Source organism: Prochlorococcus marinus str. AS9601 (genome assembly GCF_000015645.1).
Lineage (GTDB): Bacteria > Cyanobacteriota > Cyanobacteriia > PCC-6307 > Cyanobiaceae > Prochlorococcus_A > Prochlorococcus_A marinus_O.
Map to the genome: position 1 here is coordinate 1,286,441 of NC_008816.1, position 14,713 is coordinate 1,301,153.

The following is a 14,713-nucleotide window of genomic DNA, read 5'->3' on the forward strand; positions in this document are numbered from 1 at the left end:
TAGCCAATTAGGAATGTAAATCGCCGTTTATAAATACTTTTCTCTTTAAATTGCTCGAAAAAACATCTGCCCACCTTTGTGCATCTAAAATCACAAAATCAGCAGGACAACCTTTTTTAATTAAACCATCCCATTTTAAATTTAATAATCTGCTTGGAGCTAAAAAAATAGAAGATAGAGTCATTCGCTCCCAGGGATTTAGTTGAAGCATAGGCATCGAGCAAGACAGCATATAAAAAGGGTCAAAATTACCAAATGGGTACCAAGGGTCTTGAACATTATCACTACCAAGAGATACATCCACATGTGATTTTTGTAATTGCTTTATTGGCGCAACTGGTCTTTTAAATGAAGTAGTTTTATTACTTCGATTGAGCAGCCAAAAATTTGTTAGGGGTAAAGCAACAACCTTAATATTTTTCTCAGCCATTTTTTCTCCTAAATTTAAAATCTCACTATTACTTAGAGAAATAAGACTACTCAAATGACTACAAGTGATTGGAATACTATTAATTTTTAAATTTTCTATTGTTTCTAATAAAACTTTTATTCCCGCTCCAGGTTCAATAATTGATTCATCTATATGCAAATCAATTTCTAATTTATATTTTCTAGCAAGAAGAAGCATCTTTGCTAGAAATTTGCTTGTATTTTTTTTATTGAAAGGGGGTACAATAACACCTCCTAAAATACCTCCATTAGAGGAAAATATTTTTGCCAAATCTTCTCCATCAGTTGTATCCCAGAATTCCACTGGAGCTAGAGCAACGTATTGTAGTGTCAACTCAGATGAAAATATTTTTTGTAATTTAAAAAGTTCAATCCAAATGTCAATAGATTGACCTTTGTATGTATCGATATGACTTCTAATTGCTCGGTATCCATTTTGTATGGCAAGTTTTAATGATTTATCAACTCTCTCAAGAACCTTATCTGTAGTTCTAGTTTTATGTTCTTCAAGATTTACTGATAACGCTCCTCCGTAGTTTGATTCCAGATTAGGAAAGTCTGCCCATGTAAAAGATTTATCAAAATGCGAATGCGTTTCAACAAATCTTGGGAATAAAATATTTTTTGGTTTTGTAATTTTATTTTTTAAAGGCTTTAACTCAGAAACTAATCCATCCTCCCAACTAATGGAAACTGAACATAAATCCTCTACATCGATAATGAGGTTATCTATATCTTCTATTAGACAAAGGCTTCTGGGAATAAGAACCTCAGCTGTGCCGGAATTACTCAAATTTTTAAATTTTCTTTTTATTTTAAATCATAAGAAAACTTTACTGAATTTGAAAATAATTCAAATTTCGCTAAAAGATAAAAATAACTATGAAAAATTACCCTTGAGTTGTTAAATTTATAAATGTGAGGCGGGCGTCGCCAAGTGGTTAAGGCAGCGGCTTGTGGCGCCGCCATTCGGGGGTTCGAATCCCCTCGCTCGCCCTCAAAAAAATTGCAGCAAAATTTTTTAAATTGTAATTTTGAATTAAAGAATCATAAAAATTCCTAGCAAAGTGCTAACAAACACAAAACCAGACGAAAAAATTTTTCAAAAGAATTCAACTACTGGTAGTTATTGGATAACCACATTTGGATGCCAAATGAACAAGGCTGATTCTGAGAGAATGGCTGGTACATTGGAGAAAATGGGATATACCAGAGCAGATAATGAATTAAATGCGGATTTGGTCTTGTACAATACATGCACAATCAGAGATAACGCGGAGCAAAAAGTCTATAGCTTTCTAGGAAGACAAGCAAAAAGAAAGCACAAAACACCTAGCTTAAAACTTGTTGTTGCAGGTTGCCTTGCTCAGCAGGAGGGAGAGTCCTTACTAAGGAGAGTCCCAGAACTTGATCTGGTTATGGGGCCTCAACACGTAAATAATCTTGAGAATCTTCTGGGGAAAGTTGATTTAGGAAATCAAGTTGCTGCCACAGAAGAAAACTTCATTTCTGAAGACATAACAAGTGCCAGAAGAGAAAGCTCTATTTGTGGCTGGGTTAATATCATTTATGGATGTAATGAAAGATGTTCATATTGTGTAGTCCCCTCTGTAAGAGGAAAAGAGCAATCAAGATATCCAAATGCGATAAAAAGTGAGATTCAAAAATTAGCTGGTGATAATTTTAAAGAAATTACTCTTTTGGGTCAGAACATTGATGCATATGGTAGAGATCTTCCAGGAACAACAAAAGAGGGAAGAAAAGAAAATACTTTAACTGATCTTTTATATTATATTCATGATGTTAAAGGAATTCGCAGAATAAGATTTGCTACTAGTCATCCAAGATATTTTTCAAAAAGGTTGATTCAAGCTTGTTATGAACTTGATAAAGTCTGTGAACATTTCCATATTCCTTTCCAAAGTGGAAATGATGAGATTTTAAAGCAAATGTCCAGAGGATATACTATCAAAAAGTATAAAAATATTATCGAGAATATAAGATCATTAATGCCAGATGCATCAATCACAGCTGACGCAATAGTTGCATTCCCAGGAGAAACCGAAAAACAATACCAAGATACGTTAAAGCTAATAACAGAAATTGGCTTTGATCAAGTAAATACAGCAGCATACTCTCCAAGACCAAATACGCCTGCGGCAGTTTGGTCGAATCAACTTTCAGAAGAGGTGAAAAAAGCTAGATTGCAAGAAATAAATGATTTGGTCGAGAAAACTGCTAGGAGCAGAAACAAAAGATACATAAATAATATAGAAAGCGTTTTAATTGAGGGTTTAAATCCAAAAAATTCCTCGCAAATTATGGGTAGAACTAGAACGAATAGACTAACTTTCGTAGAGATTCCAAAAAACATTGACTTTAATTTTTCATTGGGAGATGAGATAGATGTCAGAATTAATGAAACAAGACCTTTCTCTTTAACAGGCGAACTTTATCTATAATTTTTTTTCTAAATGATTGGGGGAAAGAAAAAATGTATTGGGTTAATATTTGGTGGTAATTCCAATGAACATGAAGTATCGATATCCTCTGCAAAAACAGTTTTTCAAGCATTTAAATCAGAAATAAACAAAGAACGCTTTACGATAAGAGCTTTTTACATAAACAAATATGGAGATTGGCTTGATAGTGATAGTTCAGAAAAAATCCTAATTGATGAATCTAAAAACAAAAACACAACAAAAAAACAAATTTTCAATCAAGAAAAAATTAACTTCCTGGACGGAGTTGATTTTCAAAATGTTGATGTTTGGTTTCCTCTTTTACATGGAATTAATGGAGAAGACGGATCAATTCATGGCTTACTGAGATTCACAAAGAAACCTTTAGTCGGATGTGGAATTATAGGCTCTGCACTTGGAATGGATAAAATATTGATGAAAATAATTTTCTCAAATCTAAAAATTCCACAAGTTAATTATCTAGTTTTTCAGAATCAAGATCTTAACGATGAGGAAGTAAAAAATAAGTTAATTCATGAAATCTTAAAAAAATTAAATTTTCCTGTTTTTGTTAAACCATCGAACTCCGGATCATCTCTAGGCATCTCCAAAGTCATAAATAAGTCAGAAATAATACCAGCATTAGAAAAAGCTCGGGGAATAGATCCAAGTATCTTAATAGAGGAAGGTTTAGAGGTAAGGGAGATTGAATGCGGAATAATTGGGAATTCAAAACTCTTAACCTCTGAGATAGGTGAAGTTAATTACAAAAGTGATTGGTATGATTACAACTCAAAATATCACTCAAATAACAAAATAATTATCCCAGCCGAAATAGATTCTAAAATCTCAAAAGAAATTAAAGAAATCGCTATTAAAAGTTGTAGAGCACTAAATATTTTCGGTTTTGCGAGAGTAGATTTCTTTTTAGAAAAATCTTCAAATAAAATTTTTTTAAATGAAATAAATACAATTCCTGGTTTTACAAAAAATAGTATGTTCCCAATGCTTTGGAAAGCTTCAGGTTTAAAAATTGAACAACTTGTGGCTAAACTGGTAGATATATCTTTAGATTTGTAATTTAAATCAAATGTTGCATGGACTTCTTTGGTTACCATTACTTTTAATCTTCATTTTATTAACTGCGCTTGGATGGTTAGAAAGAAGAAGGCAAAATCTTTTTAGAAGTTGGGCGAGTGATTCTGAACTATGCAAGTTAGACAGTTCAGGTGCAGCCTCTTTAAAAGATGGGGAGTTAAGGTGGAGCGCATTTGAAGCTGGTAAATTTGAAGAAAAAGATAGTTTTATAATCAAAAAACTAGAGTTGGTTGAATTAATGGCACTAACTTCAGGAGAAGCTCCTCTAACAAATGAATCTCAAGGTAAGTGCAGGTTGAGATTAGTAGGTGACGGGAAAGAGATGGATGTACCTTTTTCAGATGCAGAACAAGCGAGAGAATGGATGGATCAATTGATGGAAAAAGCTAGATGTGACCTTTGAAAACCAAAAAAAAATCAAAAATAGAAGCTTTTTTTTTCTAATTTCATTTTTCTTTTTAACAAGCTTATTAAGCATAAAAACTCTCAAAAAAGTTGATATTAAGGACATTAGGGTTTCTGGTAGTGAATTATTTTCACCGAATGATGTGATAAATAATTCATCTTTAAAATTCCCGATCCGATTAATTTTTGTCAAAACTTATTTGTTAGAACAAGAGTTAAAACAAAATTTGTCTCTCAAGAATGTTTCAGTAAACAGAGAATTATTTCCTTTTGGTTTGAAAGTTCATATTGATTCAAGAATCCCAATAGCTTACGGTGAGAGAATATTAAAAGATAAAAAAATATTAGGCTACATTGATAAAGATGGAATTTTTATAAATAGACAAAATGCAGACAAAAAAACTTTAAACAAATTAACCATAGAAGTGTTTGGATGGAAAGAAAAATTTAAAAAAATATTATCTGATATTTTTATCGCTATAGAAAATTATGAATTAGAGATAGTTAAAATAACTTTTTCATCCGATGGGTTTCTAACTGTTGAGGAAAAAGATTTAAAAACAATATTCTTAGGATTTAAGCCAAATTTAATCAACTATCAATTACAAATAATCAATAATCTGAAAAATGAATTTAAGAAAAGTAGCTTTTCAAAAAAAATAGATAATATTGATCTTACTAACCCAGATAAACCAAAAATAAAAGTGTTCAAACCCTAATATTTAAAAAAGGATTTTGAGTAATTTTTTTTAATTATTGTAGTGTTGATATGGGTTTTGCATTCAAAACAAAATATTTAATAAATAAATATTTTTAGGATTTTCCTCAACAAATTCCTACAGATGAGCGCAGTAAGTTCATAATGCACCCAATACTAGTAATAGATTCCTATTAAGAGATGAGCTTCGGTAACAATCCAAACTTTGATCAATCGAGAGAAATCCTTCCAAGCCAAAACGCCAAAATAGAAGTTATTGGTGTAGGTGGTGGTGGCAGTAATGCAGTCAATAGAATGATAAATAGTGATTTAGAAGGTGTTTCATTTAGAGTCCTCAATACAGATGCACAAGCCCTACTACAATCTTCTGCAGAAAGTAGAGTTCAACTTGGACAAAACCTCACTAGAGGTTTAGGTGCAGGAGGGAATCCAAGTATTGGACAAAAAGCAGCCGAAGAATCCAAAGAAGAACTTCAACAAGCTTTAGAGGGATCTGATCTAGTTTTTATAGCCGCTGGAATGGGTGGAGGAACTGGCACAGGTGCAGCTCCCGTTGTCGCAGAAGTAGCAAAACAAAGTGGTGCTCTAACTGTAGGTATAGTAACCAAACCTTTTTCTTTTGAGGGGAAAAGAAGAATGCGTCAAGCAGAGGAGGGGATCGCAAGACTAGCTGAAAACGTTGATACTCTTATTGTTATTCCAAACGACCGATTAAAAGATGTTATAGCAGGAGCTCCCCTTCAAGAAGCATTTAGGAATGCTGATGATGTTCTAAGAATGGGCGTCAAAGGCATAAGCGACATAATTACTTGCCCAGGATTAGTTAATGTTGATTTTGCAGACGTAAGATCAGTTATGACAGAAGCTGGCACTGCTCTCCTCGGCATAGGAATAGGTTCAGGAAGATCGAGAGCTATAGAGGCGGCACAGGCTGCAATGAATAGTCCTTTACTAGAAGCTGCTAGAATTGATGGAGCTAAAGGCTGCGTTATAAATATTACTGGTGGCAAAGACATGACTTTAGAAGACATGACCTCTGCATCTGAAATTATTTATGATGTTGTTGATCAAGAAGCAAATATTATTGTTGGTGCAGTCGTTGATGAAGCAATGGAAGGGGAGATACAAGTTACTGTGATTGCTACAGGATTTGAGACAACTCAACCATTAAATCAACAAAGAATAAAAAACAGATTATCTAATCAACCCTTATATAATTTTTCCGAAAATAAAGAATCAGGAGCTAGTATTCCTGAGTTTTTGAGATTAAGGCAAAATAAAAAAGATATAGGTTAAAAGGTAAAATAGAGTGACTCGGTTATCTCGCCTGCCTCAAGCATCCCTTGTGGCTGCTACCTTCCGGTCCTGACCAGGTTTAGGCGTTAAAACCGCGAAAGGCCGAGTCAAGATCATATTAGCAATTCTTGTTTAAAAAAGATACATAAATTTATTATGTTACCTTCAGACCTAGTTAACTATAAAAAAAAATCTCGCAAAATCATTGCTCTAACAGCATGGGACTCCATATCAGGATCTATTGCAGAACAAGCAAATGTTGATCTTGTACTAGTAGGAGATTCATTAGCAATGGTCTGTTTAGGATACAAATCGACATTGCCATTAACTTTGGAAAATATAATTTACCATACTAATGCTGTTTCTAGAGGATTCAAGAAGAAAATTGAGGAACAACCTTTAGTAGTTTCAGATATGCCTTTTCTAACTTACCAATGTGGTGAGGATAAGGCTGTTGAGTATGCAGGGAAAATCATTCAGAGCACTTATGCAAAAGCTGTAAAAGTGGAAGGGGCAGAACCAGAAATACAAAAAGTTATCTCTAGATTAATAAGGATGGGAATCCCTGTTATGGGTCATATAGGTCTTACACCACAAAGCTACCTAAATATTGGATTAAGAAAACAAGGAGAAAGCTTAGCAAGCCAAGAAAAAATTAAGAAAGAGGCTTCAATTCTTGAAGAATTAGGATGTTTTTCAATAGTTCTTGAACATATTCCTGATTTGCTTGCTAAAGAAATAAAAAATTCTTTAACAATTCCCATAATAGGTATTGGTGCAGGCAATTATTGCGATGGGCAAGTAAGAGTTACTGCAGATTTGTTAGGCCTAAATGATGATCAACCACCATTTTGCCAACCAATTATCCAGGGAAAGAAATTATTTAAGGATAAATTAAAAGAATGGGTAGACTCTGAAAGACTTAATTAATCTCATCCCACCACTTAAACATAGAAACAAGAACTTGATTGCTTAGTTCCATGCCATTAGGCTCACTTAAAAAGAATCTATAACCCTTTCTTACTAAAAGTCCACTTTCAAGAAACCTTTCCCATTCTTTGAGCAATTTACTAAAGTTGCTTTCAAATTTTTTGTTCTCCCAGTTTTGTTCTTGAAACACTTTTTTGATATCTAAACCCTCTTTGAGTCTTAATCCCAACATTATTTTCTCATCAAGTTCTTTGTAGACAAAATCCTTATTAGTTAAGGATGAATCTAAATTAAATTCGTATTGTCTAATTACCCATTCTTTATATTCTTTACTAACTCTTGGTCTAGTTAATTTTTCCCCCCAAGGTGAACTAGTGGAGCCTTGACCAAAACCCCACCAGCCTAAACCACTCCAATAAACTCTATTGTGTCTCGATTGATGTCCCGGAAGGCAATAGTTTGAGATTTCATATCTTGAATACCCTAAGTTTTTTAAAATTAAATGTGTTGATTCACTATTTCTAACAGCTTCTTCATCACTTGGGAGTTTTAATTTGCCTAAATTAACTAATTTCTTAAAAACAGTGCCATTTTCAATATTTAAATCGTAAATAGATAGATGCGGCGGTGAAAATGTTATTGCTTTTTTTAAGTCATCTTGCCATTCTTTAAATCCACTAAGTGGCAAGTTTTGTATTAAATCTAAACTCCAGCTTTTTATTAACCCAGAATCATATTCTCTCTTCAACCAGAAACAAGATTTTTCTGCATCTTCTTTCAAATGACGCCTTCCCGACTTTTGAAGTACCTGATTATTAAAACTTTGTACTCCGAGACTAAATCTATTTATCCCAGCATTTATGAATCCAAAAAGATCATCTTGAGTAAAACTAGCTGGATCAATCTCCATAGTGATTTCAGCACCATAGTCAATGCCATAATTTTCTTTAAAAAGATCAATTAATTCTTTGATTTGGCTGGGATCTAAAATTGATGGTGTACCACCTCCTATATAAATTGTCGATAGAGGTGATTTATGTTTAATTGACAATATTTCTTTAAATAAAAATTGCAAATACTCTTGAACAGTTTTGCTTCCATAACCTTTTAAAGTTTCAACTTTGTTTCCTAATGGAATAACTGCAAAATCACAATAAAAACATCTTCTGTGGCAAAAAGGAATGTGCACATAAGCACTTCTTGGAAACTTATTCATAATATAAATTCATTCTTAAGCTCCAAAAAAGTATTAAGGATCAAAAAAATAAGATCCTTATTTACTCAATTAATAAATCCTAGTAGATTATATATATGACAGATATTTTAGTATTAATTTTATTTGTATTGTCTGGGGCTGCTTCAGGATGGCTTGGTGTTGATTTATTGCCAGTAGACATACTCAAACAGGTTTCTAATGTAGAAGGTTTTAGAATTGTTTTAGCAATAATTGGTTTTTTTGTAGGATTAGCAGCTGGTTTTGTATTTCTTCAACTTAGAAAGACGTTTCTTGATCAAATAAGAACAATGCCAACAGATTTACTAATAAGTAGGTCCGTTGGTTTAATTTTAGGATTACTTGTTGCGAATCTGCTACTTGCTCCAATACTATTAATTCCCTTCCCTAGAGAGGTTTTTTTCGCAAAACCCTTGGCAGCTATATTAAGCAACATTTTCTTTGGTGCGCTTGGTTATAAGTTGGCAGATACCCATGGAAGGACATTATTGAGATTATTCAATCCAAATAATACTGATGCATATCTAGTTAATGAAGGTATACTCCCTGCTGCAAGTCCAAAAATTCTAGATACCAGTGTAATTATTGATGGAAGAATCAATGGCCTATTAAGTTGCGGATTATTGGAAGGGCAATTAATTGTTGCTCAAAGTGTAATTGACGAATTACAAACTTTAGCTGACTCAAGCAGTAATGAAAAAAGGTCGAAAGGCAGAAGAGGTCTCAAGTTATTAAAAGAATTAAGAGATCTATATGGGAGAAGACTTGTAATAAACCCAACAAAGTATGAAGGTAATGGGGTAGATGAAAAACTCTTGAAAATTACTGAGGATATGACAGGAACTTTAATTACGGCTGATTACAATCTTTCTCAGATTGCTGAAGTTAAAGAATTAAAAGTTATGAATTTGAGTGATCTAGTTATTGCTTTAAGGCCAGAAGTTCAACCAGGAGAATCACTGAATATAAAAATCGTGAGAGAAGGCAAAGAAAAAATGCAAGGTATTGGATATTTAGATGACGGCACAATGGTTGTTATTGACGAGGCAAAGAATTTTGTTGGCAGCAGATTAGATATTATTATCACAGGAGCATTACAAACTCCCACTGGAAGAATGGTCTTTGGAAAACTAATAAATAATCCTGAGTCAAACAAATCTTTTAAATCACCAGCGACACAGGGCTAAATCTAGCTAGAATCAGTTCAATCTTAATTTCGTGATACAAATGACTGTATCTGCTCCTTATTACGGGGAAAATACCGTTATGAGGACCCCTCCCCCTGATCTCCCATCTCTTTTATTGAAAGAGCGAATTGTTTATCTTGGTTTACCATTATTTTCAGATGATGATGCTAAAAGACAATTAGGAATGGATGTAACTGAGCTAATCATTGCTCAACTTCTTTATTTAGAGTTTGAGGATCCAGAAAAACCAATCTATTTCTATATCAATTCAACGGGGACAAGTTGGTACACTGGTGATGCAGTTGGTTTTGAAACAGAAGCTTTTGCTATCTGCGATACAATAAGTTACATCAAGCCCCCAGTACACACAATATGTATCGGACAAGCAATGGGGACTGCCGCAGTTATCCTTTCATCTGGCACTAAGGGACAAAGGGCGGCTCTTCCACATGCTTCTATTGTTTTACATCAACCTATAAGCGGAGCAAGAGGCCAAGCAACCGATATCCAAATAAGAGCTGAGGAGGTTTTGAAAAATAAAAAATCAATGCTGGAGATTCTATCTCGTAATACTGGGAAGACTATCGAAGAACTCTCAAAAGACTCTGACAGGATGAGTTATCTCAACCCCCAAGAAGCCCTAGATTATGGAGTTATCGATAGAATACTAACAAGTCAAAAAGATTTACCAAATAAAATTTAACTCTCACAAAACTATTTTAAAATCATGCCAATAGGAACTCCAAGCGTGCCTTACAGACTTCCAGGAAGTCAGTACGAAAGATGGGTTGACATATACACAAGACTAGGTGTTGAAAGAATTCTTTTTCTTGGACAAGAAGTGAATGATGGAATTGCTAATAGCCTTGTAGCACAAATGCTTTATTTAGATTCTGATGATAATTCCAAACCTATCTATCTGTATATCAATAGCCCAGGAGGATCAGTAACTGCAGGCTTGGCTATATATGACACCATTAAATATGTAAAAAGTGATGTAGTAACCATATGCGTAGGCCTCGCAGCCTCCATGGGAGCTTTCCTTTTGGCCGCTGGCACAAAAGGTAAAAGAGTTGCTTTGCCCCATAGCAGAATAATGATACATCAACCCTTAGGGGGGACATCTCAACGTCAAGCAAGTGATATTGAAATAGAAGCTAAGGAAATTTTAAGAATTAAAGACATGTTAAATATGTCTATGGCAGATATGACAGGCCAATCATTTGAGAAAATTGAAAAGGATACTGATAGAGATTATTTTTTAAGTGCGGAAGAAGCAAAAAACTATGGCCTAATTGATAGAGTAATTACACATCCAAGCGAAGCAAATCAATCTTAAATTTTCTAAATTAATATTTTAATTTTAATTTTTAAATTAATAATTATTTAGTTTATTTACACCTTTAAAGTCTAAAATATTAATTATTAAATGCAAAGAAACTACAACTAATGACCCAACTCTTTTACGACACAGATGCTGATCTAAGTCTTTTAAATAATAAAACAATAGCGATTATTGGATATGGTTCACAAGGTCATGCACATGCCCTAAACCTTAAAGATAGCGGTATGGATGTAATTGTTGGATTATATAAAGGAAGTAAGTCTGAGAGCAAAGCTATTAGCGATGGACTACAAGTATTTAGCGTTTCTGAAGCTTGCGAAAAAGCAGATTGGATTATGATTCTCCTCCCAGATGAGTTTCAGAAAGATGTTTACCTTAAAGAAATAGAACCAAACTTAAAAGAAGGAAAGATATTAAGTTTTGCTCATGGCTTCAATATCAGATTCGGACTTATCAAACCTCCTAGTTTTGTGGATGTTGTAATGATTGCCCCAAAAGGACCTGGACACACTGTTCGTTGGGAATATCAGAATGGTCAAGGAGTTCCAGCATTGTTTGCCGTAGAGCAGGATTCTTCAGGGAATGCAAGATCATTGGCGATGGCTTACGCAAAAGGGATTGGCGGAACGAGAGCTGGGATTCTTGAAACAAACTTCAAAGAAGAAACAGAAACTGATTTATTTGGAGAACAAGCAGTTTTGTGCGGAGGGTTATCAGAACTCGTCAAATCAGGATTCGAAACTCTTGTAGAGGCAGGCTATCAGCCCGAACTTGCTTACTTCGAATGCTTACATGAAGTTAAACTTATTGTTGATTTAATGGTGAAGGGAGGCTTATCTCAAATGAGAGATTCCATTTCAAATACTGCAGAATATGGAGATTATGTAAGTGGTAAAAGACTTATCAATAGTGATACAAAGAAAGAAATGCAGAAAATTCTAAAGGATATTCAAGATGGTACTTTCGCTAAGAATTTTGTGGAAGAATGCGATAAGAACAAACCCTTAATGACAAAATTAAGAGAAGAGAACTCAAAACATGAAATTGAGAAAGTGGGTAAAGGTCTGCGCTCGATGTTCAGTTGGCTGAAATAAATTTATTTTTACTATTTCTTGGATCAATTGGTTTTGATTTATTGTTAGGCGATCCAAAATTCTTAATACACCCTGTTCAAGTAATTGGCTTTTACATAAAAAAAATATCTGATTACCTTATAAATAATTTTGGAGAAAATAAAAATATATTGTATTGGGGTGGTCTCTTTGTCGCCATATCATCTATTGGAATGAGTTTTGGTTCAGGAAAATTGATAGAACTAAGTTATGCGCAATCGGGAAATCATTTTTTTGTTGGATTGTTAATTTTTTTTGGGCTTTCAAGTTGTATTGCTACAAAGGGACTTATTTCAAGTGTGAAAGAGATTGCAGAGCTAATAGAACGCGAGGAAATTAATGACCAAAATAAGAAAATAATCAAAGAGAAGGTACAAAGAATAGTAAGTAGGGATGTAAGGTCATCTTCTATAAAACATCTCTTGAGATCAAGTACCGAGAGCCTTACCGAAAATTCTGTTGATGGAATATTTGGGCCATTATTTTGGATTTTTATTGGAATTATTTTTATGAAGTTTTCAATTTTTCTACCAGGACCTTTGTCACTTGGTTTTGCTTATAAAGCCATAAGTACTTTGGATTCAATGATAGGTTACAAATATGATTATTTTAGATATTTGGGTTTTTTCAGTGCAAAAATCGAAGATATTTTTACGTTTGTTCCTTCAAGATTAGTTTTAATCACGTTACCTTTAATTAGCTCTAAAGTTAATGAGTATGGATCAATCATAAAAAAAAGTTATCTTGATGGTAAAAAATATGATTCGCCTAATGCTGGGATTTCAGAAGCTATATTTGCCTATATTTCCGAAATTAAATTGGGAGGCAAAAGTAAATATAAAAATGAAATTATTGAAAAGCCAATAATTAATGAGACTGGAGATAATTGCACTGAAGAAAAAATCAAATTAATTTGTCAATTAATTTTGAGATTACAATTTTTATGGATAATAATTTTTGCCTTAATTTTTTTTATAATATCGATTTAAATTTAATAATAAATTAGTTTAAAAATTATTAGAATAAACCTAAAATCAATGCAAGAAAACGGCTCTCCTATGGAAAATCAAAATGATGGCTTAACTAATACTTCATCAAGTGATAATGAATACTCAAAATGGGTAGACAATCAGGGGGATGAAGTAAAGAATGTTTTTGGATTCAATAGCAGCGCCGAGCTTGTGAATGGGAGAGCAGCTATGGTTGGATTCTTAATGCTCATATTAACCGAGTTGGTTTTTAGCGGCAGGCCTGTGACTTCTTCAATTTTTGGTATTAATTAAAAATGGATGAAAAGAAATCTAATCCAATAAAAGCAATCCTATACATATCTGTATGGGTAATAATTTGGGGAACATTAGGCTCTTTCATTGATTATCCTCTTTATAAAAACAAAATTTACTTAGAAGGAAGCTTATATCAGTATCTTACTTTCACAATTACAGCGATAATATCAATAATAAGTGCAAAGTTTTTTTATAAAAAATTTGAGTTATAAAAATTTGTACCTAAACTTCTTAATAATTTTTGCTGGTTCTTTTTTGTCATTTGACTCGTAAAGTATCCACTGATGTGTCTCAGTATCATGATCACAATCATATTTTCCAGAGATAGTATCGTAACTTGAAAGATATGAATGACAATTTTGGTCTGCTTCAAAAGCAGAATCATAACCTGTTAGAAAATATATCAAAAATAGAACAGTTATTAACAAAAAAAACACATTAGAAACTAAATTAACTACCTTCATAAGATATTGTAAAATTTAAATATATCATCTAATAAAATTTTTCGATCTAAAAATATAGCTAACGACCAACATTAAATACAAAGTCATGGAATTCTTGATTCTTTAAATACAGGATGACTAACAATACTAAAATCATATTTAAGCCTATTACTATTGATCCAAAAATATTTATTTGTTTTTTACCTGGCAAAGTGTAAGTAAATTTTTTGCCTTTAAGAAAACCAGCTAAGCCTTTTTTTTCTTTTTTTATTTCTTTTATTTGAGTTTTTTGAGTATTATCCTTAACTTCATTATCAGAAAAACCTTTTGCCATTTCACATTAAATAACAGATTTATAATATTCCAAAAAAATAAATTATTTTAATAATTAACAATTTTTAATCACAAAAGGGATCATTAATGAGATTCTCTTATTTGAGGAATTATTAAAAAAATAAGCTTCAATAATTTCCGTTTGAAGCCCCAATAAACTAGATTGACATTTAAATTTATTTTGGTCAAATACTACTAATTGAAGTTTTTCTATTTCTGAAACTAATTCTTTACATAATTGCGTTCGAGAATCTTTTAAACAATTATTAGATTGTTTTAAAATTTTAGACTTCGTTGATATTGGTTCTGCCATAAGGAAATTTGATAATAATAAAAATTTAAAGAATAAAATAGTTAAAAATTTCATTACTTTTTAAGATTTCAAAATTTTAGATACCTTGGCAGGAGTTTTGG

18 protein-coding genes, 1 tRNA gene and 1 other RNA gene are annotated in these 14,713 nt (G+C 32.8%); 14 read left to right on the plus strand and 6 right to left on the minus strand.

The window, feature by feature from the left end; genetic code table 11:
• Positions 1-7: 7 nt before the first annotated feature.
• Positions 8-1,243 carry an amidohydrolase family protein gene (locus A9601_RS16230; protein WP_011818922.1) on the minus strand — a complete coding sequence of 412 codons (1,236 nt, stop codon included), beginning with the start codon at positions 1,241-1,243 and terminating at the stop codon, positions 8-10.
• Between the two features lie 130 nt (positions 1,244-1,373).
• Between A9601_RS16230 and A9601_RS16235 the strand changes: the two genes are divergently transcribed.
• The 6 genes from A9601_RS16235 to ftsZ all read left to right on the plus strand — a co-directional run bounded on the left by A9601_RS16235 (position 1,374) and on the right by ftsZ (position 6,429).
• Positions 1,374-1,446, plus strand: a tRNA-His gene (locus tag A9601_RS16235).
• A 71-nt stretch (positions 1,447-1,517) separates the two neighbouring features.
• Positions 1,518-2,912: a tRNA (N6-isopentenyl adenosine(37)-C2)-methylthiotransferase MiaB gene (miaB, locus tag A9601_RS16240; protein ID WP_011818923.1), complete on the plus strand. Its 1,395-nt coding sequence runs from the start codon at positions 1,518-1,520 to the stop codon at positions 2,910-2,912.
• Positions 2,913-2,924: 12 nt separating this feature from the next.
• Entirely contained in the window at positions 2,925-3,992 is a 1,068-nt protein-coding gene (locus tag A9601_RS16245; protein WP_011818924.1) for a D-alanine--D-alanine ligase family protein, read from the plus strand.
• A gap of 10 nt (positions 3,993-4,002) precedes the next feature.
• Positions 4,003-4,413 (plus strand): hypothetical protein, encoded by a 411-nt coding sequence (locus A9601_RS16250; protein WP_011818925.1) that lies wholly within the window; start codon positions 4,003-4,005, stop codon positions 4,411-4,413.
• A complete protein-coding gene (locus tag A9601_RS16255; RefSeq protein ID WP_011818926.1) occupies positions 4,403-5,134 on the plus strand; it encodes a cell division protein FtsQ/DivIB in 732 nt (243 codons plus the stop codon). The genes A9601_RS16250 and A9601_RS16255 overlap by 11 nt, the downstream gene beginning before the upstream one ends.
• A gap of 179 nt (positions 5,135-5,313) precedes the next feature.
• Positions 5,314-6,429: a cell division protein FtsZ gene (ftsZ, locus tag A9601_RS16260; protein WP_011818927.1), complete on the plus strand. Its 1,116-nt coding sequence runs from the start codon at positions 5,314-5,316 to the stop codon at positions 6,427-6,429.
• A gap of 12 nt (positions 6,430-6,441) precedes the next feature.
• Here the strand turns inward: ftsZ and ffs are convergent.
• Positions 6,442-6,538, minus strand: an RNA gene (gene ffs, locus A9601_RS18375) — signal recognition particle sRNA small type.
• Between the two features lie 47 nt (positions 6,539-6,585).
• Here ffs and panB point away from each other — a divergent pair.
• On the plus strand, positions 6,586-7,359 hold the full coding sequence (panB, locus tag A9601_RS16265; protein ID WP_011818928.1) for a 3-methyl-2-oxobutanoate hydroxymethyltransferase: 774 nt from the start codon (positions 6,586-6,588) through the stop codon (positions 7,357-7,359).
• On the opposite strand, the gene hemW is transcribed toward panB, so the two are convergent.
• Positions 7,352-8,575 carry a radical SAM family heme chaperone HemW gene (hemW, locus tag A9601_RS16270; protein WP_011818929.1) on the minus strand — a complete coding sequence of 408 codons (1,224 nt, stop codon included), beginning with the start codon at positions 8,573-8,575 and terminating at the stop codon, positions 7,352-7,354. The genes panB and hemW overlap by 8 nt on opposite strands.
• Positions 8,576-8,670: 95 nt before the next feature.
• Here hemW and A9601_RS16275 point away from each other — a divergent pair, with 95 nt between their 5' ends.
• The 7 genes from A9601_RS16275 (at position 8,671) to A9601_RS16305 (ending at position 13,735) form a co-directional block, all read left to right on the plus strand.
• Complete coding sequence (locus A9601_RS16275; RefSeq protein ID WP_011818930.1) at positions 8,671-9,780, plus strand: PIN/TRAM domain-containing protein; 1,110 nt, start codon at positions 8,671-8,673, stop codon at positions 9,778-9,780.
• Between the two features lie 40 nt (positions 9,781-9,820).
• Positions 9,821-10,483 carry an ATP-dependent Clp protease proteolytic subunit gene (locus A9601_RS16280; RefSeq protein WP_011376956.1) on the plus strand — a complete coding sequence of 221 codons (663 nt, stop codon included), beginning with the start codon at positions 9,821-9,823 and terminating at the stop codon, positions 10,481-10,483.
• Between the two features lie 24 nt (positions 10,484-10,507).
• Positions 10,508-11,119: an ATP-dependent Clp protease proteolytic subunit gene (locus A9601_RS16285; RefSeq protein WP_002807795.1), complete on the plus strand. Its 612-nt coding sequence runs from the start codon at positions 10,508-10,510 to the stop codon at positions 11,117-11,119.
• Positions 11,120-11,229: 110 nt separating this feature from the next.
• Complete coding sequence (ilvC, locus tag A9601_RS16290) at positions 11,230-12,219, plus strand: ketol-acid reductoisomerase (RefSeq protein WP_011818931.1); 990 nt, start codon at positions 11,230-11,232, stop codon at positions 12,217-12,219.
• A complete protein-coding gene (cbiB, locus tag A9601_RS16295; RefSeq protein ID WP_011818932.1) occupies positions 12,207-13,226 on the plus strand; it encodes an adenosylcobinamide-phosphate synthase CbiB in 1,020 nt (339 codons plus the stop codon). The genes ilvC and cbiB overlap by 13 nt, the downstream gene beginning before the upstream one ends.
• Positions 13,227-13,274: 48 nt before the next feature.
• Positions 13,275-13,520: a chlorophyll a/b-binding protein gene (locus tag A9601_RS16300; RefSeq protein WP_011818933.1), complete on the plus strand. Its 246-nt coding sequence runs from the start codon at positions 13,275-13,277 to the stop codon at positions 13,518-13,520.
• Positions 13,521-13,522: 2 nt separating this feature from the next.
• A complete protein-coding gene (locus tag A9601_RS16305; RefSeq protein ID WP_011818934.1) occupies positions 13,523-13,735 on the plus strand; it encodes a hypothetical protein in 213 nt (70 codons plus the stop codon).
• Here A9601_RS16305 and A9601_RS16310 read toward each other — a convergent pair.
• Genes A9601_RS16310 through A9601_RS16320 form a run of 3 tightly spaced genes read right to left on the minus strand, consistent with a single transcriptional unit; the run spans position 13,730 to position 14,612 of the window.
• Positions 13,730-13,987 carry a hypothetical protein gene (locus tag A9601_RS16310; RefSeq protein WP_041484563.1) on the minus strand — a complete coding sequence of 86 codons (258 nt, stop codon included), beginning with the start codon at positions 13,985-13,987 and terminating at the stop codon, positions 13,730-13,732. The genes A9601_RS16305 and A9601_RS16310 overlap by 6 nt on opposite strands.
• 58 nt (positions 13,988-14,045) lie before the next feature.
• Positions 14,046-14,300, minus strand: a complete 255-nt coding sequence (locus tag A9601_RS16315; protein ID WP_011818935.1) for a hypothetical protein — start codon at positions 14,298-14,300, stop codon at positions 14,046-14,048.
• 54 nt (positions 14,301-14,354) lie between these two features.
• On the minus strand, positions 14,355-14,612 hold the full coding sequence (locus A9601_RS16320; RefSeq protein ID WP_225866251.1) for a hypothetical protein: 258 nt from the start codon (positions 14,610-14,612) through the stop codon (positions 14,355-14,357).
• Between the last annotated feature and the right edge of the window lie 101 nt (positions 14,613-14,713).

Coding starts and splice junctions, on each gene's coding strand:
- A9601_RS16245 (WP_011818924.1), top strand. CDS start 2,925: ATGATTGGGGGAAAGAAAAAATGTATTGGGTTAATATTTGGTGGTAAT.
- A9601_RS16250 (WP_011818925.1), top strand. CDS start 4,003: ATGTTGCATGGACTTCTTTGGTTACCATTACTTTTAATCTTCATTTTA.
- ftsZ (WP_011818927.1), top strand. CDS start 5,314: ATGAGCTTCGGTAACAATCCAAACTTTGATCAATCGAGAGAAATCCTT.
- panB (WP_011818928.1), top strand. CDS start 6,586: ATGTTACCTTCAGACCTAGTTAACTATAAAAAAAAATCTCGCAAAATC.
- hemW (WP_011818929.1), bottom strand. CDS start 8,575: ATGAATAAGTTTCCAAGAAGTGCTTATGTGCACATTCCTTTTTGCCAC.
- A9601_RS16275 (WP_011818930.1), top strand. CDS start 8,671: ATGACAGATATTTTAGTATTAATTTTATTTGTATTGTCTGGGGCTGCT.
- A9601_RS16280 (WP_011376956.1), top strand. CDS start 9,821: ATGACTGTATCTGCTCCTTATTACGGGGAAAATACCGTTATGAGGACC.
- A9601_RS16285 (WP_002807795.1), top strand. CDS start 10,508: ATGCCAATAGGAACTCCAAGCGTGCCTTACAGACTTCCAGGAAGTCAG.
- ilvC (WP_011818931.1), top strand. CDS start 11,230: ATGACCCAACTCTTTTACGACACAGATGCTGATCTAAGTCTTTTAAAT.
- A9601_RS16300 (WP_011818933.1), top strand. CDS start 13,275: ATGCAAGAAAACGGCTCTCCTATGGAAAATCAAAATGATGGCTTAACT.
- A9601_RS16305 (WP_011818934.1), top strand. CDS start 13,523: ATGGATGAAAAGAAATCTAATCCAATAAAAGCAATCCTATACATATCT.
- A9601_RS16310 (WP_041484563.1), bottom strand. CDS start 13,987: ATGAAGGTAGTTAATTTAGTTTCTAATGTGTTTTTTTTGTTAATAACT.
- A9601_RS16315 (WP_011818935.1), bottom strand. CDS start 14,300: ATGGCAAAAGGTTTTTCTGATAATGAAGTTAAGGATAATACTCAAAAA.
- A9601_RS16320 (WP_225866251.1), bottom strand. CDS start 14,612: ATGGCAGAACCAATATCAACGAAGTCTAAAATTTTAAAACAATCTAAT.